The sequence below is a fragment of the Streptomyces sp. bgisy027 genome (assembly GCF_057710365.1).
Genome location: NZ_JBYIVZ010000006.1, coordinates 250751 through 270070, shown reverse-complemented (window position 1 = coordinate 270070; position 19320 = coordinate 250751). Strand labels below are relative to the sequence as shown.

Genomic DNA, 19320 nt, shown 5'->3' with positions numbered 1-19320 from the left:
CGCACCGGCCACGGCGTGCCTGGCTCCCGGGCCCCGGGGGCTCGCCTCTAATGAAGGCCGGCCCCTTAAGGACGAGGACCCATGCACGAGATGTCCGTCGCGCTGGCCGTGATCGACCAGGTGGAGACGGCCGCCGCACAGACGCGGGAGGTCACCGCGGTGCGCGCGGTGCGGCTGCGCGTGGGCGAACTGGCGGGCGTCGTGCCCGACTCCCTCGCCTTCTGCTTCGAACTCGCCTGCGCCGGGACCCTGCTGGAAGGCGCCGAACTCGTCACCGAACCGGTGCCCGGCCGGGCCCGCTGCACGCCCTGCGCCCACGAGTGGGCCGTCGGCATGCCACCCCGGCTGACCTGCCCCGAGTGCGGCGGCGCCGAGGTCGAGCTGCTCGCGGGCCGGGAGCTCCAGATCGCCGAGGTGCGCTGGGAGGACGGCGGTCCGCCGCGCGCGGACGCCCGCGAACCGATCCCCGAGGAGTGCTGAACCATGTGCCGTGTCGTCGACCTGCAACAGGCCGTGCTCGCGAAGAACGACGCGACCGCCCATCTCCTGCGGACGCACCTGGAGTCCCGGGGCACCACCGTCGTCAACCTGCTGTCCAGCCCCGGCAGCGGCAAGACCGCGCTGCTGGAACGCGAACTGCTGCTGGCCCGGGAGCGGTCCGTCGCGGTCGCCGCGCTCACCGCCGACCTCGCCACCGAGAACGACGCCGAACGGCTCGCGCGGTCCGGCGTCCCGGTCAAGCAGGTGCTCACCGACGGGCTGTGCCATCTGGAGGCGGCGATGCTCGCCGGGCACCTCGACGGATGGCTGCCCGACGGCACCCGGCTGCTGTTCGTGGAGAACGTCGGCAACCTGGTCTGCCCCGCCTCCTACGACCTGGGGGAGACCCTGCGGGTCGTCCTCGCCTCCGTGACCGAGGGCGAGGACAAGCCGCTCAAGTACCCCACCGCCTTCGGCCTGGCCCATCTCGTCGTGGTCACCAAGACCGACATCGCTCGGGCGGTGGAGTTCGACGAGGACGCGTTCCGCGCCAACGTGCAGCGGGTCAACCCGGGCGTGGAGGTGGTCCTGACCTCGGCCCGCCGGGACCGGGGTGTCGGCACCCTGCTCGACCGGGCTCTCGCCGCGGCCGAGGGCGCGCCCCCGCACGCACCGGTCATGGCCCGCCGACCGGAGGCCGACCATGACCACGGCCATGGTCACGACCGCGACCACGACCACGACCGTGGCCACGACCACGACCACGGTCCCTCCCACGACCGTGGCCACGACCACGACCACGGCCATGGTCACGACCACAGCCACAGCCACAGCCACGACCACGGTCCCTCCCACGACCACTCCCACATGGTCGCGGCGGACACCGCAGCCACCGCGGCCCCGACGCACTCGTGAGCGCCCCGCCGCGGCCGGCCGCCGTCGCCCAGGACCCGCCGCACCGGCGGCGCGTGCTCGTCCGGGGCGTGGTGCAGGGCGTGGGCTTCAGGCCGTACGTCTACGGCCTCGCCACCGAACTCGCCCTGGTCGGGCATGTGACCAACACTCCGGAGGGCGTGGTCGCCGAGGTGGAGGGCAGTGTCGCGGCGGTGGCCAGCTTCTGCGACCGGCTCGCGGTCCAGGCGCCTCCGCTGGCCCGGGTGGAGTCCGTCGACCACCAGGAGCTGCCCGCCGCCGGGGGCGAGGCATTCATCATCCTCGCCTCCCGCAGTGGCGGTCCGGTCCGCACGCTGGTCTCCCCGGACACCGCCACCTGCGCCGACTGCCTCGCCGAACTGGCGGACCCGGCCGACCGGCGCCACCGCCACCCCTTCGTCAACTGCACCCACTGCGGTCCGCGCTTCACGATCGTCACCGGAGTCCCGTACGACCGGGCGAACACCACGATGGCCGCCTTCCCGATGTGCCCCGACTGCGCCCGCGAGTACGGCGATCCGGCCGACCGGCGCTTCCACGCACAGCCGGTGGCCTGCCCGTCCTGCGGACCCCGACTGCGGCTGATCGCCCCGGGGGGCGAGCGAACCTCAGGGTCGGCCCGGGTTACCGAGCGTGTCGCCGGGCCGGATCGGGTTACCGAGCGAACCTCTGGGGGTGGTGGGGTCACCGAGCGTATCGCCGGGCCGGACCGGGCTGCCGAGCGAACCTCTGGGGGTGACGGGGTTACCGAGCGTGTCGCCGGGCTGGCCCCGGTCAGCGAGCGTATCGCCGGGCCGGCCCCGGTTGCCGACCGCACCGCCGGGTCAGACCCGGTCGCCGAAGCCCGCGCCATGCTCGCCCGCGGTGCGATCCTCGCCGTGAAGGGGCTCGGTGGCTATCACCTGGCCTGCGACGCCACGAAGGCCGACGCCGTCTCTCTGCTCCGCCGCCGCAAGGCACGCGGCGACAAGCCCTTCGCCGTGATGGCGAGGGCCGTGAGCGACGTGGAGCACCTCGTCCGGCTGGGCCCCGAGGAGCGGCGGCTGCTCGAAGGCCCGGTCAGGCCGGTCGTCCTGCTGCGCCGCCGCCCGGACCCGTCGTACGCAGAGGGGGGACCGCGCCCCGCCGAGGCCGTCGCGCCCGGCAGCCCCGACCTCGGGGTGATGCTGCCGTACACGCCGGTGCACCATCTCCTGCTCGGTCTGCCCGGCGACCCGGACGGCCCCCGGCTGCTCGTCATGACCAGCGGCAACGTCTCGGGCGAGCCGATCGTCACCGACGACGACGAGGCCCTGGAGCGGCTCGCGCACCTGGCCGACGGCTGGCTCACGCACGACCGGCCGATCCATGTGCCGTGCGACGACTCCGTGGTCCGCGTCTGCGACACCGAGCCGCTGGTGCTCCGGCGCTCCCGCGGCTACGCCCCGCTGCCGCTCACCCTGCCGCTGCCGGTCCGCCCCGCCCTCGCCACCGGCGGCGACCTCAAGAACGCCTTCTGTCTCGGCGAGGGACGGCAGGCCTGGCTGTCGGCACACATCGGCGACATGGACGATCTCGCGACCCAAGGCGCCTTCGAACGCGCCGTTGAGCAGCTGGAGTCCATCACCGGAGTACGGCCGCGCAGGCTGGCAGGCGACCGGCATCCCGGCTACCGCTCCGCCCGCTGGGCCGACCGCAACGCGGCGGGCCGGAGGGTCGTACGCGTCCAGCACCATCACGCGCACATCGCCGCCGCGATGGCCGAGCACGGCCTGGACGGCACCAGGCCCGTGATCGGCGTCGCCTTCGACGGCACCGGCCACGGCGACGACGGCGCGGTCTGGGGCGGTGAGTTCCTGCTCGCGGACTACGCCGGCTTCACCCGCTTCGGGCACCTGGCGTACGTCCCCCTGCCCGGCGGCGACACCGCGGTGCGCAGGCCGTACCGGATGGCACTGGCCCAGCTGCGCGCGGCCGGCCTCGACTGGTCCGGCGACCTGCCCTGCACGGCCGCCTGCCCGCCGAACGAACTGCGCCTGCTCCAGCGGCAGTTGGAGCGCGATCTGAACTGTGTGCCGACCTCCAGCATGGGGCGGCTCTTCGACGCCGTGTCCTCACTCGCCGGCGTCTGCCACCGCGCCGGTTACGAGGCACAGGCCGCGATCGAGCTGGAGGCCGCCGCCCTGGAGGCACCCGCCGACGACACCACCGCGTACGCCTTCGCGCTCGGCGACGGCGAGCCGGTCCGGGCCGACGCCGCGCCCGTCATCGGAGCGATCGTCCGGGACCTGCGGGAAGGCCGCACAGCGGCCACGGTCGCGGCCCGCTTCCACCGCGGTGTGGCGGCGCTCGTGCACGCCCTGTGCCGTCGGGCGCGGGAGCGGCACGGCCCGGACACGGTGGCCCTGACGGGCGGCGTGTTCGCCAACACGCTGCTGTCCTCGGCCTGCGCGGCCGCCCTGCGCGAGGACGGCTTCACGGTGCTGCGCCACCGCCTGGTGCCACCGGGCGACGGCGGCCTGGCGCTGGGCCAGCTGATGGTGGCCGCCCGCACGACGACCGACGACTGAACGACACCCGACCCCACAGGAGAGGCCCATGTGCCTTGCGGTACCCGGCAGAGTGCTGGAGATCGAGGAACGCGACGGCACCCGGATGGCCACCGTCGACTTCGGCGGCGTGGTCAAGGAGGTGTGCCTGGAGTATCTGCCGGACCTTCAGGTCGGCGAGTACGCCATCGTCCACGTCGGCTTCGCCCTGCAGCGGCTGGACGAGGAGTCGGCGAAGCAGACGCTGGAGCTCTTCGCCGAACTCGGCATGCTCCAGGAGGAGTTCGGCGACGCCTGGGAGATGGCGGCGGCGGAGGCGGGCGTGGCAACGGTGGAAGAGGTGGGCAACCAGTGAAGTACATCGAGGAGTTCCAGGACCCGGAGCTGGCCCGTCGGCTGCTCGACGACATCCGGGCCACGGTGACCCGGCCGTGGGCCCTGATGGAGGTGTGCGGTGGACAGACGCACAGCATCATCCGGCACGGTCTCGACCAGCTCCTGCCCGACGAGGTCGAGTTGATCCACGGACCGGGCTGTCCGGTCTGCGTGACCCCGCTGGAGGTCATCGACAAGGCGCTGGAGATCGCCTCCCGCCCCGAGGTGATCTTCTGCTCCTTCGGCGACATGCTGCGGGTGCCCGGCACCGGCCGGGACCTGTTCCAGGTACGCGGCGAGGGCGGCGACGTACGCGTCGTGTACTCGCCGCTCGACGCCCTGCGGATCGCGCGGCAGAACCCGGACCGCGAGGTCGTGTTCTTCGGCATCGGCTTCGAGACGACCGCGCCCCCCAACGCCATGACGGTCCATCAGGCCCGCAGGCACGGCGTCAAGAACTTCAGCATGCTGGTGTCCCACGTCCGCGTCCCGCCCGCCATCGAGGCGATCATGTCGTCGCCGAGCTGCCGGGTGCAGGGCTTCCTCGCGGCCGGGCACGTGTGCAGCGTCATGGGCATGGGGGAGTACCCGGAGCTGGCGGAGCGCTTCCGGGTGCCGATCGTGGTGACCGGCTTCGAGCCGCTGGACATCCTCGAAGGCGTGCGCCGCACCGTGGCCCGGCTGGAGCGCGGCGAGCACACCGTCGACAACGCCTACGCGCGCGCCGTACGGCCCGAGGGCAACCCGGCCGCGCGGGCCATGCTGGAGGACGTCTTCGAGGTCACCGACCGGGCCTGGCGGGGCATCGGCGTGATCCCCGGCAGCGGCTGGCGGCTGTCGCCGAAGTACCGCGACCACGACGCCGAGCACCGCTTCTCGGTCGAGGGGATCCGGACCGAGGAGCCGGCCGAGTGCCGCAGCGGCGAGGTCCTCCAGGGCCTGCTCAAGCCGCACGAGTGCGCCGCCTTCGGCACCCTGTGCACCCCTCGTACACCGCTGGGCGCCACGATGGTCTCCAGCGAGGGCGCCTGCGCGGCGTACTACCTGTACCGGCGGCTCGACGTGCCCGCCGCCACGGCCCGGGAGGCGAGCCCCGTTGTCTGACCTCGATCTGACCTCGTGGACCTGCCCGGCTCCGCTGCGCGACCGGCCGCGCGTGGTCATGGGCCACGGCGGCGGAGGTGCCCTCTCCGCCGAGCTGGTCCAGCAGATCTTCGCCCCGGCCTTCGGCGGCGAGGTGCTCGCGCAGATGGGCGACGCGGCCGTCCTCTCCCTCGGCGGGGCCCGGCTGGCCTTCTCCACGGACTCCTACGTCGTACGCCCGCTGTTCTTCCCCGGCGGCAGCATCGGCGACCTGGCGGTCAACGGCACGGTCAACGACCTCGCCATGGGCGGCGCCCGTGCCGCCTATCTCTCCTGCGGGTTCATCCTGGAGGAGGGCGTCGAGCTGGAGACGGTCACCCGGGTCGCCGAGGCGCTGGGCGCCGCCGCGCGGACCGCGGGCGTGGAGGTGGCGACCGGTGACACCAAGGTGGTGGAGGCCGGGCACGGGGACGGGATCTACGTCAACACCGCCGGCATCGGTGTCGTCCCGGCGGGCGTCGACCTGCGTCCGCAGCGGGTCGTGCCCGGTGACGTCGTGATCGTCAGCGGTGCGATCGGCGTCCACGGGGTGGCGGTGATGAGCGTCCGGGAGGGCCTGGAGTTCGGCGTGGAGATCGAGAGCGACTGCGCGGCGCTCGGCGGCCTCGTCGACACCATGCTCGCCGTCACCCCGGATCTGCACGTGCTGCGCGATCCCACCCGGGGCGGCCTCGCGGCCTCCCTCAACGAGATCGCGGCGGCCTCCGGCGCGGGGGTGGTCGTCCGGGAACGCGACGTCCCCGTCCCGCCCGCTGTGGCGGGCGCCTGCGCCATCCTCGGCCTGGACCCGATGTACATCGCCAACGAGGGCAAGCTGGTGGCCTTCGTCCCGCGCGAGCACGCCGACGCCGTACTGGACGCGATGCGGGCCCACCCCCTGGGCGCGGACTCCGCGATCATCGGCGAGGCGGTCGAGGCCCACCCCGGCATGGTGGTGGCCCGCACAGGGCTGGGCGGCACACGCGTGGTCGACCTGCCGCTGGGGGAGCAACTGCCGAGGATCTGCTGAACCGGACTCCGGGTTCGGATGCTCCCGCAACCACGATTCCGCCCAGTGAAAATTTGATTTCGCTGGGCGGAAGCATGTCGTGGCTCATCCTGGCCTGTCAAGGCGGGTCGGGCCGGTGAAGAAGGGGCTGCCCGAACAATCGCGCGCGCGTTAGGTTGAGCGCGTGCGATTGAGAGTGGAGTTCACGACCGAGCCCTTCGACCTCGACGAGGCACCCGCGCACGCGCTGGTCGCCCGCCAGGTCATCGAGGCGGCCGAGCTGGACGCGGTGGACGTCGGCCCGTTCGGCAACACGGCGGAGGGCGGCGGCGACGCCGTGCTCACCGCCGTGGACGCCCTGCTGCGCAGGACCCTGGAGGCCGGCGCGACCCGGATCTCGCTCCAGGTCAACGTGGTCGGGGAGGGCGAGGAGTGACCGGTACCGGGGACGAGCCCTTCATCGCGGCCGTCAAGCCGCTGGTCGACGCCATGGGCGGCGAGATACTCCCGCCGGACGAGGCGGGGCCCGAGGACGTCGTGCTGTCCTGGGAGGGTGCGGACGTCGTCGCCGTACGCCTGCCGCAGCTCGCCGACTCCCTCGATCACATCCTGGCCGCCATGGAGCGCCGCAAGGGCAAGCCGCTGGCCGACCTGGACCGCAAGGCCAAGCAGGAGGTCGTACGGATACTGGAGGCGCGCGGCGCCTTCTCCGTGCGGCACGGAGTGGAGACGGTCGCCGGCGCGCTCGGCGTGAGCCGCTTCACGGTCTATAACTATCTGAACCGGGACAAGAACACCTGACACGTCCCGCCCGGTATCGACATCGCGAATTTTCAACAAAGTGTTGACGTCTCGTCGTCGTAGGGCGTTAGCTATCGGCACGCCCGTTCAGTACGAAGGCCCTTCGCGGCCACGGAGGCTCCCGTGACGTCGAATTCCACGCCCCCGGGCCTGGCCCGGTTCAACGCCCTGGAGGAGCACGCGGCCCACGCCGCCCTCCACGAGGCGTGCGCCTCCACGGCATGGGTGCGCCGGCTGCTCGCCGGCCGCCCCTACGCCACCTTCGACGCCCTCTGCACCGCCAGTGACGCCGCCATGGCCGAGCTGACCGCCGAGGACCTCGCGCAGGCCATGGCCGGGCACCCGCCGATCGGCCGCCCCAAGCCGGGCGACCCGACCTCGGCCCGGGAGCAGCGCGGCATGGCCGGCGCCTCCGAGGAGCTCAGGACGGAGATGCTCGAACTCAACCTGGCCTACCAGGACAAGTTCGGCCATGTCTTCCTGATCTGCGCCACCGGCCGGACCGGCGAGCAGATGCGCGACGCGGTCAAGGAGCGGACCGGCAACTCGCCGGAGCAGGAGCGGGAGATCGTCCGCACCGAGCTGGGCAAGATCAACCGTATCCGGCTCGCCCGACTCGTCGAAGAGGAAGCCTGACCCCATGAGCACCAGCACCACCGCTTCCGTGTCCACGCACATCCTGGACACCTCCGTCGGCCGCCCCGCCGAGGGTGTCGCCGTCCAGCTCTCCGCCCGTGCCGGGCGCGAGGCGGACTGGCAGGCGCTCGGCGGCTCCGCGACCGACGCGGACGGACGGTGCAAGGACCTCCCGGCGCTGCCGGAGGGCACCACACACGTACGGCTCGACTTCGCCGTCGAGCCGTACTCCGAGAAGAAGCAAGCCGATGCGCAGCAGGACGCCCCCGCGAATCGGGACAGCGGTGCCGTGTTCTTCCCCGAGGTGGCGATCACCTTCGCCGTGAAGCCCGGGGAGCATTACCACGTACCGCTGCTGCTCAACCCGTTCGGCTACTCCGTATACCGAGGGAGCTAGCAGACACCATGCCCACGATCCTGGGACAGAACCAGTACGGCAAGGCCGAGAACCGAGTCGTAAAGATCACGCGGGACGGCGCCACCCACCACATCAAGGACCTCAATGTCTCGGTCGCCCTCTCCGGCGACATGGACGAGGTCCACTACTCCGGCTCCAATGCCAACGTCCTGCCGACCGACACCACCAAGAACACGGTGTTCGCGTTCGCCAAGGAGCACGGCATCGAGTCGGCCGAGCAGTTCGGCATCCACCTGGCCCGGCACTTCGTGACCAGCCAGGAGCCCATCCGGACGGCCCGGATCCGTATCGAGGAGTACGCCTGGGAGCGGATCGAGGCGTCCGACGCCAACTCCCGGTTCATCGGCTCCGACGAGGTCAAGCACTCCTTCGTCCGCAAGGGCCAGGAGACCCGGCTCACGCAGATCACCTACGACGGCGAGAAGTGGGAGGTCGTCTCCGGCCTCAAGGACCTCGTCGTGATGAACTCGACCAACTCCGAGTTCTGGGGCTACGTCAAGGACAAGTACACGACGCTCAAGGAAGCGTACGACCGCATCCTCGCCACCCAGGTATCCGGCCGCTGGCGGTTCAACTGGACCGACGACGAGCAGCGGATGCCCAACTGGGAGAAGTCCTACGAGCAGACCAGGAAGCACATGCTCCAGGCCTTCGCCGAGACCTACTCCCTCTCGCTCCAGCAGACCCTGTACCAGATGGGTTCGCGGATCATCAACAACCGCAGCGAGATCGACGAGGTCCGCTTCTCCCTCCCGAACAAGCACCACTTCCTGGTGGACCTGGAGCCGTTCGGGCTGAAGAACGACAACGAGGTGTACTACGCCGCCGACCGGCCCTACGGCCTGATCGAGGCCACCATCCTGCGGGACGGCTGCGAGCCGAAGATCCCGGTGGACCTCACCAACCTGTAGTAACCCCACATATCGGCACCCGCGGCCGGTGAGGTCCCCGACCCGGCCGCGGCACTCAAATCCCCCAGGGTCCTGCCGTGCCCTCTCCACAACAGCGCAAAGGACGAATCATGGCAGCAGCCCAGCGCATCGTCATCGAGAACTGTTCGATCGCGACGGTGGACGCGAACGACACCGAGTACGCCACCGGCCACATCGTCGTCGCGGACAACCGCATCGAGTCGCTCGGCGCGGGCAGGGCCCCCGAGGGCCTGGAGAACGTCGTACGCCGCATCGACGCCACCGGCCATCTCGTGACCCCCGGCCTGATCAACACCCACCACCACTTCTACCAGTGGATCACCCGGGGCCTGGCCACCGACCACAACCTCTTCGACTGGCTCGTCGCCCTCTACCCGACCTGGGCGCGCATCGACGAGCCGATGGTCCGCTCGGCCGCGCAGGGCTCCCTGGCCATGATGGCCCGCGGCGGTGTCACCACCGCCATGGACCACCACTACGTCTACCCGCAGGGCTCCGGCGACCTGTCCGGCGCCATCATCGGAGCCGCCCGCGACATGGGCGTCCGCTTCACCCTCGCCCGCGGCTCCATGGACCGCAGCGAGAAGGACGGCGGGCTGCCGCCGGACTTCGCCGTCGAGACCCTCGAAGGCGCGCTGGCCGCGACCGAGGAGACCGTCAAGCAGCACCACGACGCCTCCTTCGACGCGATGACCCAGGTCGCCGTCGCCCCCTGCTCGCCGTTCTCCATCTCCACCGAACTCCTCAGGCAGGGCGCCGAGCTGGCCCGCCGCCTCGGCGTGCGCATGCACACCCACGGCTCGGAGACCGTGGAGGAGGAGAAGTTCTGCCACGAGCTGTTCGGCATGGGCCCGACCGACTACTTCGAGTCCACCGGCTGGCTCGGCGAGGACGTGTGGATGGCGCACTGCGTCCACATGAACGACTCCGACATCGCCGCCTTCGCCCGCACGAAGACCGGCGTCGCCCACTGCCCGTCCTCCAACGCCCGCCTCGCCGCCGGCATCGCCCGCGTCCCCGACATGCTCGCGGCCGGCGTCCCGGTCGGCCTCGGCGTCGACGGCACCGCCTCCAACGAGTCCGGCGAACTCCACACCGAGCTGCGCAACGCCCTGCTCATCAACCGCCTCGGCGCGCACCGGGAAGCGGCGCTGAACGCCCGGCAGGCGCTGCGCCTCGGCACCTTCGGCGGCGCGCAGGTGCTCGGCCGCGCCGCCGAGATCGGCTCCCTGGAGCCCGGCAAGCTCGCCGACCTGGTGCTGTGGAAGCTGGACACACTCGCCCACGCCTCCATCGCCGACCCGGTGACCGCGCTGGTCTTCGGTGCGGCGGCCCCGGTCACCGCGTCGTTCGTGAACGGCCGGCAGATCGTGGAGGACGGCAGGCTGCTCACCGCCGACGAGGACGCGATCGCCCGTTCGACGCGCGAGCAGGCCCGGCGCCTCGCGCAGATCGCCGCGCAGGGCTGAGCAACCGCAGATCTCCGGTCGGGAGGGACGGCTCCCGACCGGTGGCCGTGGACCCGAGCGGGGTCCACGGCGACCGTCTCCGGGGCGCGCGTGTCGCGTGCGCCCCGGAACGGTCTCCGTTTCCCCCGGAACGGCCCGTCCCCGGTCCCGCACGACCGCGCACCACCTCCTTGAACCCGCGTCAGAGTCGACGCGTTTAACCGACCGGAGGAGAGCCGCAGTGTCCGCCCACCCTGTCGATGAGAAACTCCCCGCCCTGAAAATGGCGACGACCGGCCTTCAGCACGTGGCCGCCATGTACGCGGGAGTCGTCGCCCCACCCCTGATAGTCGGCGCGGCCATAGGCCTGACCCCCGCCGAACTGACCTTCCTCACCGGCGCCTGCCTGTTCACCGCTGGCATCGCGACCTTCCTCCAGACGCTCGGCATCTGGAAGATCGGCGCCCGCCTGCCCTTCGTCAACGGCGTCACCTTCGCGGGTGTCGCCCCCATGACGGCGATCGTCGCCTCCACCGACGACAGGTCCGACGCCCTGCCGATCATCTTCGGCGCGGTCATCGTCGCCGGCCTCCTCGGGTTCGTCGCCGCCCCCTTCTTCAGCAAGGCGGTGCGCTTCTTCCCACCGGTGGTGACCGGCACGGTCATCACGCTGATCGGCATCTCGCTGCTGCCGGTCGCCTTCGGCTGGGCCCAGGGCCCCAACCCGGCGGCCCACGACTACGGTTCGGCGACGAACCTCGGCCTGGCCGCCGGGACGCTGCTCATCGTGCTGTTCCTGCGCCGCTTCACCCGCGGCTTCGTCAAGCAGATCGCCGTACTCCTCGGCCTGGTCGCCGGCACCCTGATCGCGATCCCGTTCGGCGTCACGGACTTCGGGCCGGTGGCGGACGCGGCCGCGGTCGGCTTCCCGACCCCGTTCCACTTCGGCGCCCCGCAGTTCCAGCTCGCCGCGATCATCTCGATGTGCGTGGTGATGGTGGTGTCGATGACCGAATCGACCGCCGACATGCTGGCGCTGGGTGAGATCGTCGACCGCCCGGCCGACGAGAAGACCATCGCGGCCGGCCTGCGCGCCGACACCCTCGGCTCCGCGCTCAGCCCGATGTTCAACGGCTTCATGTGCAGCGCCTTCGCCCAGAACATCGGTCTGGTCGCGATGACGAAGATCCGCAGCCGGTACGTGGTCGCCGTCGGCGGCGGTTTCCTGGTGCTGATGGGCCTGTGCCCGATGGCCGCCTCCCTCATCGCCGTCGTACCGCGCCCGGTGCTGGGCGGCGCGGGCGTGGTCCTCTTCGGGTCGGTCGCCGCGAGCGGCATCCAGACCCTGGTGCGGGCCGGCCTGGACAAGGACAACAACATCCTGATCGTCGCCGTCTCGCTGGCCGTCGGCATCATCCCGATCACGGCGCCGGAGTTCTACCACGCCTTCCCCGAGACGGTCAGGATCGTCCTGGACTCCGGCATCTCGACGGGCTGTGTGGCGGCGGTCGCCCTGAACCTCGTCTTCAACCACCTGGGCGGGAGCAGTGACGCCCAGGACGTCACTCATCCCATGGAAGCGGGAGAGGAGATCACCGGGGCGACCCGGGCCCCTGCCACTCCATGAGGTTGGCGGACAGTTCGGCCTGCTCGACGGCGTCGTCCAGCGCATGGTGCGTGTGACGGCGCCGCGACAGCAGTTCACGCGGCATCGAGCCCTTCGCCACCGCCCGCAGGGGCAGGCCCGCCTTCGTGGCATACAGGGTCTTCATGTCCAGACAGCCGGAGTGACCGAACGGGCTCGCCCCGGTGAACCGGATCAGGTACCAGTACAGGAACGTCCAGTCGTACGAGGCCGGACAGCCGCACATCACCGGCTGCGCCCCCGCGCTCACCGCCCGCACCCACGCGCTGAACTCCGTGAGCGCGACCGCCGGTTCACTGCCCTCGGCCAGGAGACGCTCCCGGTCCAGCCCGCTCACGGCCGGCGCCTGAGGCACGAACTCCTCGCCGATCGGACGCAGTTCACCGGAGAAGGTGTACTCCTCCGGGCCGTCCGCCGTGAACCCGTCGCCGTCCTGCACCCCGGCGACCGCCGCGCCGATGCCCAGCATGGAGCAGGGCCCGGAGGCGGGCCCGCAGACGGCGTACGGACGAGTGCCGTCTCCTCCTCGCCAGTGCCGACAGCACCGCCGGACGCAACAGGGTCTGCACCGCCGAGTCACGCGCGGCCCACGGCGTCGAGCACGACAAGGAGCGGGTGTGACTACAGCCCGAACATGCTCGGGTCCGACGACAGCTCCTTGAAGACCTCGTCGGGACGGGCCACCAGCTTGCGCTCCTGGAGGTCCAGCAGGCCGCCGACCGCCGTGAGTTCGGCGGCAACGGTGCCGTCCGTCTTGCGCACGAGCTGCCGGATGCGGAACGTCTTGCCGCCCGACCACTCGAAGGCGCACGTCACCTCGATCTCGTCACCGGCTATCAGCTCGCGTTTGTAGCGGATCGTCGTCTCCAGGGCGACGGGACCCACGCCCTTGCCGATGAGCCCCGTCTGGGTGATGCCCGCGGCCTGCAGCAGTGACCAGCGGGCGTGCTCGGCGTAGTTGATGTACACGCTCTGGTTGACGTGCCCCTGGGCGTCGGTCTCGTAGCCGCGGACGGTGACCCGGACGGAGAACTGCTCGCTCACTGCTTCCCCTTCTCGCCTTCGGTGCTCAGTGCACCGATCTTGGCACGCACATCATGCCCGTCGTGGGGACGCCAGCAGATAGCGCGCTCTGCTGCGCGGCTCGGTGTGCTCGCCGACCTGCCAGCCCGCCTCCTCCAGTGTGGCCGCGCAGGCCCGCAGCCGCTCGCCGTCGTCCGGGTCCCCGACCTGCACGGCGACGGCCTCCGGCTGCGGGGTGGCCCGCACCCGGTACCCCTCCTCGGAGTCCGGCTCGGCCGGTGGGTGGCCGGCCGCCTCCAGCGCGAGCGCGGCTGCCTGCACGAGATGCGTGCGCTCCCAGCCGCAGGGCCGGTCCGGGGCTCCGTCCGGATTGGTCATCCGGCGCATCTCCAGCAGGCCCTGCCAGGCCCCGCGCACCTCGCGCAGCCGTGCCGGACCCGACCGCGGGGCGCCCTCCTCACCGCCGATCCGCGCGGCGAACACGCCCCTCGCACCGGTCGCCTCGGCCTGTGCGGGCGCCGGCTGCTCGGTCTCCCGTATCCGGTGTCCCGCCGGTGTCAGGAAGTGATCGTGCGGCGGTCGCGGATGCCGGAAGGCCAGACCCCGCTTCACCAGTGCCGCGAGCTGGGTCTCCGTGCCCCTGATCCGTCCCGTGTCGGGATCGGCGGCGTCGATGACACGCCGCTGGGCCGCGGTCGGTGGTCTGGTCACGGCGTGCTCCTCCCCGGGGCGGCGACCTCATCTGCTGGGAAGGCTACGGCCCGGGTCTGACATTCCACCCCGAGATCACCGGCCGCCCGTGCTCGGTGCTCAGCCGGCACACCGTCCCCGTGGCCAGCTGGAACAGCGCCCCGTCCGCGGGCGGCAGCCCGAGCCGCCGGGCCGTGAGCACGCGCAGGAAGTGCCCGTGGGCCACCAGCACCACACATCCCTCGGTGTTCGCGAACGCCGCGTCCACCTTGGCCAGCATCCGGTCGGCACGCTCCCCGACCTCCTCCGGTGTCTCCCCGGGATGGTCGGGCGGCCCCGGAGCGACACCGTCGCGGAACAGGAACCAGCCGGGCCGTCCGGCCTGGATCTCCACGGTCGTGATGCCCTCGTAGCCGCCGTAGTCCCACTCCCGCAGATCGGTGTCGACCCGTGTGTCGTGCAACCCGATCAGCTCGGCCGTCTCCCGTGCCCGCTGCGCCGGGCTGACGAACGACGCCCCGATCCGGTGCGAGCGGATCAGCGGCACGAGCCGCCGCGCCTCCTCCCGCCCGTGCTCGGTGAGCGGTACGTCGGTCCAGCCGGTGTGCCGTCCGGAGCGGGACCACTCGGTCTCGCCGTGCCGGACGAGAAAGAGATCACTCATGACCTCAGGCTAAGAGCCCAGCGCTCCAACTCCACGAAATCCCGCTCGCGCAGCCCTCTGCGCGCGTCGACCGGGAGGAGCAGCGCGGCGCCGCCGTGGTGGGCCGCGACATGCCGTACGTCGCGGTCGGTGACCATGTCGTCGACCCAGACGAAGGGCCGGCCGGCCGCCCACGCCACCACGTGCCGGGTCTTCCAGTACAGCCCGTCGGGATCCGCGGTGAACATCTCGGGCCACTCGATGACCGGCAGATCACGGGGCAGCCCGATGACCGGCGCGATCATCTCGTTGGCCTGGTGCTGCCAGGTCGTCGCCCACGCCAGCTCGTAGGGCAGCGCCTGCAGCCGCGCCCCGTGCTCCGGATGCAGCCGCACGCGCAGCCCGCGGCGCTGCCGCAGCGAACCGGGCCGCTGCCGCTGCGACCAGTTCGCCGGGTGCAGCCGGCGTGTGACGTAGCCGCGATGGCCGAGGTACAGGGCGCGGAACGGGTTCAGGGGGCCGTCCACGTCGAGCAGCAGAAAGGGGCGGGTGCTCATGGAGGGGTCCTACCCACCCCGGGCGGTCATGTCTGCCGGTATCCGCTCAGGAATCGCCCGATCCGCCCGATCGCCGCCTCCAGGTCCTCCGCGTACGGCAGGGTCAGGATGCGGAAGTGGTCGGGCGTCGGCCAGTTGAAGCCGGTGCCCTGGACCACCTGGATCTTCTCGCGCAGCAGCAGGTCCAGGACGAACTTCTCGTCGTCGTGGATCCTGTGCACCTCGGGGTCGATGCGCGGGAAGGCGTACAGCGCGCCCTTCGGCTTCACGCAGGACACGCCGGGGATCTCGTTGAGCTTCTCCCAGGCCACGTCGCGCTGTTCGTGCAGACGGCCGCCGGGGGTCGTCAGGTCCCGGATCGACTGGCGGCCGCCGAGCGCCGCCTGGATGGCGTACTGGGCAGGCGCGTTGGCGCACAGTCGCATGGAGGCCAGCATGGTCAGGCCCTCCAGGTAGTCCTTCGCGTGCTGCTTCGGACCGGTGACCACCAGCCAGCCGGAGCGGAAGCCCGCCACCCGGTACGTCTTGGACAGCCCGCAGAAGGTGAGGACGACGAGGTCGGGGGCGAGGGTGGCGACCGAGTGGTGCACGGCGTCGTCGTAGAGGATCTGGTCGTAGATCTCGTCGGCGAAGACCATCAGGCCGTGCCGGCGGGCGAGGTCGAGGATGCCCTGAAGGACCTCCTTGGGGTAGACCGCGCCGGTGGGGTTGTTCGGGTTGATGATGACCACGGCCCTGGTGCGGTCCGTGATCTTGGAGGCCATGTCGTCCAGGTCCGGGTACCACTCGGACTGCTCGTCGCACAGGTAGTGCACCGCCTTGCCGCCGGCGAGTGTCGTCACGGCGGTCCACAGCGGGAAGTCCGGGGCGGGGATGAGGATCTCGTCGCCGTCCTCGACCAGTGCCTGTACGGCCATGGAGACCAGCTCGGACACGCCGTTGCCGAGGAAGACGTCGTCGACGTCGACCGCCAGGCCGAGCGTCTGGTAGCGCTGGGCGACGGCGCGGCGGGCGGAGAGGATGCCGCGGGAGTCGGTGTAGCCGTGCGCCTGGGGGAGCATCCGGATCATGTCCTGGAGGATCTCCTCCGGCGCCTCGAAGCCGAAGAGCGCGGGGTTGCCGGTGTTCAGGCGCAGCACGCTGTGGCCCGCCTCCTCCAGCGCGTTCGCGTGCTCGATGACCGGTCCGCGGATCTCGTAACAGACCTCGCTCAGCTTGCTCGACTGCCGGAACTCCATGCGCGCTCGCCCCTCCGGTTTCGTGTGTTGCTTGGTTTTACCAAGTTCGAGCTTGGAAAGTCCAACAACATGTCTAGACTGCGTCGCATGTCACCTCGCCGAAGCTACGACCAGTACTGTTCCGCCGCCCGGGCGCTCGACGCGGTCGGCGACCGCTGGACCCTGCTGATCGTCCGGGAGCTGCTGGCCGGCCCGCGGCGCTACACCGACCTGCACGCCGACCTGCCCGGCGTCAGCACCGACGTCCTGGCGTCCCGGCTGAAGGACATGGAGCGGGAAGGCATCGGCACCCGGCGCCGGCTGCAGCCGCCCGGAGCCGCCTACGTCTACGAACTCACCCCGCGCGGCCGGGAGCTGCTGCCCGTGCTCCAGGCGCTCGGGGAGTGGGGCCAGGCCGAGCTCGGCGAGCGGCGACCCACCGACGCGGTGCGCGCGCACTGGTTCGCGCTGCCGCTGCTGCGGGCGCTGGACGGGGAAGGTCTCGTCGAAGTCCGCCTGGATGAGGGCGACTTCCATCTGCACGTGGGCGCCGAGGACGGACCGGTCTACGGCGACGGACCCGCCCCCGGGGAGCCCGACGCCCGGCTGGTCCTGGACTCCGGGACGTGCGAGGCCGTGGCCCGCGGGGAGTTGAGCGTCACCGAAGCGGTGCGGGGCGGCCGTATCGAGGTGACCGGCGAGGGCACGCTCGCGAAGGCGCTCAAGGAGGCGTGAACGCCCAAGGGGCCCACCGCCTGTGCGATGAGCCCCTTGTGATGGTGTGTCAGGCGCCCGGCGGCACCCGCGAGGGCCGTCCCGTGCCACGGGTCAGCGCGTAACCGCCGATCCCCGCGAGCGCGGCCAGCACACCGCCGATCGCGGTCCACACCCAGCGGTCCGACCACCAGCCGGAGGCCCAGCCGTCGTCGGGCTCGATGCTGGAGAGCACCGCGGAGGCGGACGAACTCTCCTCGTCCTCCTGCGGCTTGACGGCCACGCCCGGCACCAGCGGCTCCGCCAGCGACCCGTCCACGGCGGCCGAACCGCCGATGTCCTCGGAGTCGACGCGGACCTCGGCACCGACCGGCAGACCCAGGTCGGAGGTGGGCACCTCCACGGTCGTCAGCCGGATGTAGTACGTGCCCGGCAGCGGGTCGTCGGCCCACTGCTCCGACCAGGCCCGCACGGTGCGCAGTACACAGGTCAGCTCGACCGAGGCACTGTTCGCCGCGGCGGTGCGCGTCTGGGCGCCGTACTGGCAGGCCTGACGGCGGCGCAGTCCGTCGTACACGTCGATCTGCCAGGTCTCGGCGGCGTGCGTGTCCGGCAGCTTCACCGTCGCCTTCACGGTGGGGCGCTGTCCGGCGTCAGCCGGGAACGACCAGTACAGGTAGTCGCCGGTGGAGGCGCTCGCCGTGGCCGTCCGCCCCTGGTCGACCTCGGTCGCCGTACGGAAGGAGGTGCCCGCCGTGGTCGGCGCGCCACCCTCCTCCGAGGCGCTCGGCGACGGCGAGGAGTCGGCCGCCGCGGGACCCGCCGCCAGCCCCAGCGCCAGCAGGGCGCCGCTCAGCACTCGTGTGATCCGCATCAGTTGGTCCTCCAGACCGCGAACCGCCAGCGCGACAGCCAGCCCCAGACGACACCGGCGAGGAAGCCGGTGAGGATCAGCGCGCCCAGCAGCCACCAGCCGCGCCCGAGGCCGAAGGAGGCCACGTCGCTCGACGCCGACGGCCCGTCCACGACGTCGACCGTCAGCTCCAGCGGCAGACCGGGCGTGCTCTGCACGCCGGAGCCCGCCGAGAAGGACTGGGTGACCTGGAGGCACACGGTCTCGGCGGGCGCGGTGTCCTCGTCGTCGCCGTCGGCCTCCGCCTTCGGGTAGCGAAGGCCGGTGGACACGATGTCCGTGCGGCCATTGCCCGCGGCCTCGCCGCGCACGATCTCCCGGCCGCGCTCGGTCACCGCCCGCAGCAGCACCCCGTAGGAGGGGTTCACGGCCCGGTCGGCCGACACGCTCACCGACGTACGCAGCTCCTGACCGGGCTCGACGTCCACGCGGTACCAGCGCTGCTGCCCGAACTCCGCACGGTCGGTGTACAGGCCGGACTTCAGCGTCGGCGCCTTCGCGCACCGATCGGCGCCCGTCGTCGCGACCGGCGTCACCACCGGATCCGCCGCCCGGTCCACCAACTGGTTGACCTTGTCGGCGAGCTCGTCGGTGTGCTCGACCGAGGTGAAGGTGCCGCCGGTCGCCTCGGCGATGCAGCTGAGCTGCTGACGCAGCTTGGTGTTGGGGACCAGGCCGAGTGTGTCGATGGTCAGGCCGATACCCTTGGCGGCGATCTCGCGGGCCACCTCGCACGGGTCGAGCGGGGCGCAGGTGTCCTCGCCGTCGCTGATCAGCACGATGCGCTTGGAGCCCTCGCCGCCGTCGAGGTCGTCGGCGGCCTTCAGCAGCGCGGGGCCGATCGGGGTCCAGCCGGTGGGCGTCAGCGTCGCCACCGCCGTCTTGGCCTCGGTGCGGTCCAGCGGGCCGACCGGGTAGAGCTGGGCGGTGTCCTTGCAGCCCGTCTTCCGGTCGTCGCCCGGGTAGTTGGCGCCGAGGGTGCGGATGCCGAGCTGGACCTCCTCCGGGGTCGCGTCCAGCACCTCGTTGAAGGCCTGCTTCGCCGCGGCCATCCGCGACTGGCCGTCGATGTCCTTGGCCCGCATCGAGCCGCTGACGTCGATCACGAGATCGACCTTCGGGGCGGTGGCGGTGGTTTCGTCGGCGACCGCCCCGGCCGGGAAGGCTATCCCGGCCGTGAGCGCGGCGAGCAGGGCACAGACCCCTGCCGCCAGCCGTTGTGTTCTGATCATCGGC

General features: G+C 71.7%; 22 protein-coding genes. 14 read left to right on the top strand and 8 right to left on the bottom strand.

Going from position 1 to position 19320, the window contains the following annotated elements:
- Positions 1-81: 81 nt before the first annotated feature.
- The 13 genes from hypA (at position 82) to AC3ETA_RS09125 (ending at position 12309) form a co-directional block, all read left to right on the top strand.
- Positions 82-480, top strand: coding sequence for a hydrogenase maturation nickel metallochaperone HypA (gene hypA, locus AC3ETA_RS09185; protein ID WP_432192308.1), 399 nt, complete (start codon positions 82-84; stop codon positions 478-480).
- Between the two features lie 3 nt (positions 481-483).
- Positions 484-1395, top strand: coding sequence for a hydrogenase nickel incorporation protein HypB (gene hypB, locus AC3ETA_RS09180; protein ID WP_432192307.1), 912 nt, complete (start codon positions 484-486; stop codon positions 1393-1395).
- Positions 1392-3962 (top strand): carbamoyltransferase HypF, encoded by a 2571-nt coding sequence (gene hypF, locus AC3ETA_RS09175; RefSeq protein ID WP_432192306.1) that lies wholly within the window; start codon positions 1392-1394, stop codon positions 3960-3962. Before hypB ends, hypF begins: the two co-directional genes overlap by 4 nt.
- A gap of 28 nt (positions 3963-3990) precedes the next feature.
- A complete protein-coding gene (locus AC3ETA_RS09170) occupies positions 3991-4296 on the top strand; it encodes a HypC/HybG/HupF family hydrogenase formation chaperone (protein WP_432192305.1) in 306 nt (101 codons plus the stop codon).
- Positions 4293-5420, top strand: coding sequence for a hydrogenase formation protein HypD (hypD, locus tag AC3ETA_RS09165; RefSeq protein ID WP_432192304.1), 1128 nt, complete (start codon positions 4293-4295; stop codon positions 5418-5420). The genes AC3ETA_RS09170 and hypD overlap by 4 nt, the downstream gene beginning before the upstream one ends.
- The gene (gene hypE / locus AC3ETA_RS09160; RefSeq protein WP_432192303.1) at positions 5413-6468 is read left to right on the top strand and encodes a hydrogenase expression/formation protein HypE; all 1056 of its coding nucleotides are present in this window, start codon (positions 5413-5415) and stop codon (positions 6466-6468) included. Before hypD ends, hypE begins: the two co-directional genes overlap by 8 nt.
- A gap of 163 nt (positions 6469-6631) precedes the next feature.
- Positions 6632-6883, top strand: coding sequence for a YkoF family thiamine-binding protein (locus tag AC3ETA_RS09155; protein ID WP_271666597.1), 252 nt, complete (start codon positions 6632-6634; stop codon positions 6881-6883).
- Positions 6880-7248 (top strand): helix-turn-helix domain-containing protein, encoded by a 369-nt coding sequence (locus AC3ETA_RS09150; protein WP_432192302.1) that lies wholly within the window; start codon positions 6880-6882, stop codon positions 7246-7248. Before AC3ETA_RS09155 ends, AC3ETA_RS09150 begins: the two co-directional genes overlap by 4 nt.
- Before the next feature lie 123 nt (positions 7249-7371).
- Complete coding sequence (gene uraD, locus AC3ETA_RS09145) at positions 7372-7884, top strand: 2-oxo-4-hydroxy-4-carboxy-5-ureidoimidazoline decarboxylase (protein ID WP_432192301.1); 513 nt, start codon at positions 7372-7374, stop codon at positions 7882-7884.
- A gap of 4 nt (positions 7885-7888) precedes the next feature.
- On the top strand, positions 7889-8281 hold the full coding sequence (gene uraH / locus AC3ETA_RS09140) for a hydroxyisourate hydrolase (RefSeq protein ID WP_432192300.1): 393 nt from the start codon (positions 7889-7891) through the stop codon (positions 8279-8281).
- A gap of 8 nt (positions 8282-8289) precedes the next feature.
- Positions 8290-9213 (top strand): factor-independent urate hydroxylase, encoded by a 924-nt coding sequence (gene pucL / locus AC3ETA_RS09135; RefSeq protein ID WP_432192299.1) that lies wholly within the window; start codon positions 8290-8292, stop codon positions 9211-9213.
- 110 nt (positions 9214-9323) lie between these two features.
- Positions 9324-10703 (top strand): 8-oxoguanine deaminase, encoded by a 1380-nt coding sequence (locus AC3ETA_RS09130; RefSeq protein WP_432192298.1) that lies wholly within the window; start codon positions 9324-9326, stop codon positions 10701-10703.
- A 220-nt stretch (positions 10704-10923) separates the two neighbouring features.
- Positions 10924-12309 carry a nucleobase:cation symporter-2 family protein gene (locus tag AC3ETA_RS09125; protein ID WP_432192297.1) on the top strand — a complete coding sequence of 462 codons (1386 nt, stop codon included), beginning with the start codon at positions 10924-10926 and terminating at the stop codon, positions 12307-12309.
- Here AC3ETA_RS09125 and AC3ETA_RS09120 read toward each other — a convergent pair.
- From AC3ETA_RS09120 to AC3ETA_RS09095, 6 genes are all read right to left on the bottom strand, one after another.
- Positions 12275-12796 (bottom strand): 3'-5' exonuclease family protein, encoded by a 522-nt coding sequence (locus tag AC3ETA_RS09120; RefSeq protein WP_432192296.1) that lies wholly within the window; start codon positions 12794-12796, stop codon positions 12275-12277. The genes AC3ETA_RS09125 and AC3ETA_RS09120 overlap by 35 nt on opposite strands.
- Before the next feature lie 152 nt (positions 12797-12948).
- Positions 12949-13371, bottom strand: a complete 423-nt coding sequence (locus AC3ETA_RS09115) for an acyl-CoA thioesterase (protein ID WP_432192295.1) — start codon at positions 13369-13371, stop codon at positions 12949-12951.
- A 51-nt stretch (positions 13372-13422) separates the two neighbouring features.
- Positions 13423-14061: a hypothetical protein gene (locus AC3ETA_RS09110; protein ID WP_432192294.1), complete on the bottom strand. Its 639-nt coding sequence runs from the start codon at positions 14059-14061 to the stop codon at positions 13423-13425.
- Positions 14062-14104: 43 nt separating this feature from the next.
- A complete protein-coding gene (locus tag AC3ETA_RS09105) occupies positions 14105-14704 on the bottom strand; it encodes a histidine phosphatase family protein (RefSeq protein ID WP_432192293.1) in 600 nt (199 codons plus the stop codon).
- Positions 14701-15240 carry an HAD domain-containing protein gene (locus tag AC3ETA_RS09100; RefSeq protein WP_432192292.1) on the bottom strand — a complete coding sequence of 180 codons (540 nt, stop codon included), beginning with the start codon at positions 15238-15240 and terminating at the stop codon, positions 14701-14703. Before AC3ETA_RS09100 ends, AC3ETA_RS09105 begins: the two co-directional genes overlap by 4 nt.
- A 26-nt stretch (positions 15241-15266) precedes the next feature.
- Positions 15267-16478 (bottom strand): pyridoxal phosphate-dependent aminotransferase, encoded by a 1212-nt coding sequence (locus tag AC3ETA_RS09095; RefSeq protein WP_432192291.1) that lies wholly within the window; start codon positions 16476-16478, stop codon positions 15267-15269.
- 87 nt (positions 16479-16565) lie between these two features.
- Between AC3ETA_RS09095 and AC3ETA_RS09090 the strand changes: the two genes are divergently transcribed.
- Positions 16566-17192, top strand: coding sequence for a winged helix-turn-helix transcriptional regulator (locus AC3ETA_RS09090; protein WP_432192290.1), 627 nt, complete (start codon positions 16566-16568; stop codon positions 17190-17192).
- Positions 17193-17241: 49 nt separating this feature from the next.
- Here the strand turns inward: AC3ETA_RS09090 and AC3ETA_RS09085 are convergent, their stop codons facing one another.
- Both AC3ETA_RS09085 and AC3ETA_RS09080 read right to left on the bottom strand, forming a co-directional pair.
- Positions 17242-18045 carry a hypothetical protein gene (locus AC3ETA_RS09085; RefSeq protein ID WP_432192289.1) on the bottom strand — a complete coding sequence of 268 codons (804 nt, stop codon included), beginning with the start codon at positions 18043-18045 and terminating at the stop codon, positions 17242-17244.
- Complete coding sequence (locus AC3ETA_RS09080) at positions 18045-19316, bottom strand: VWA domain-containing protein (RefSeq protein ID WP_432192288.1); 1272 nt, start codon at positions 19314-19316, stop codon at positions 18045-18047. The genes AC3ETA_RS09085 and AC3ETA_RS09080 overlap by 1 nt, the downstream gene beginning before the upstream one ends.
- Between the last annotated feature and the right edge of the window lie 4 nt (positions 19317-19320).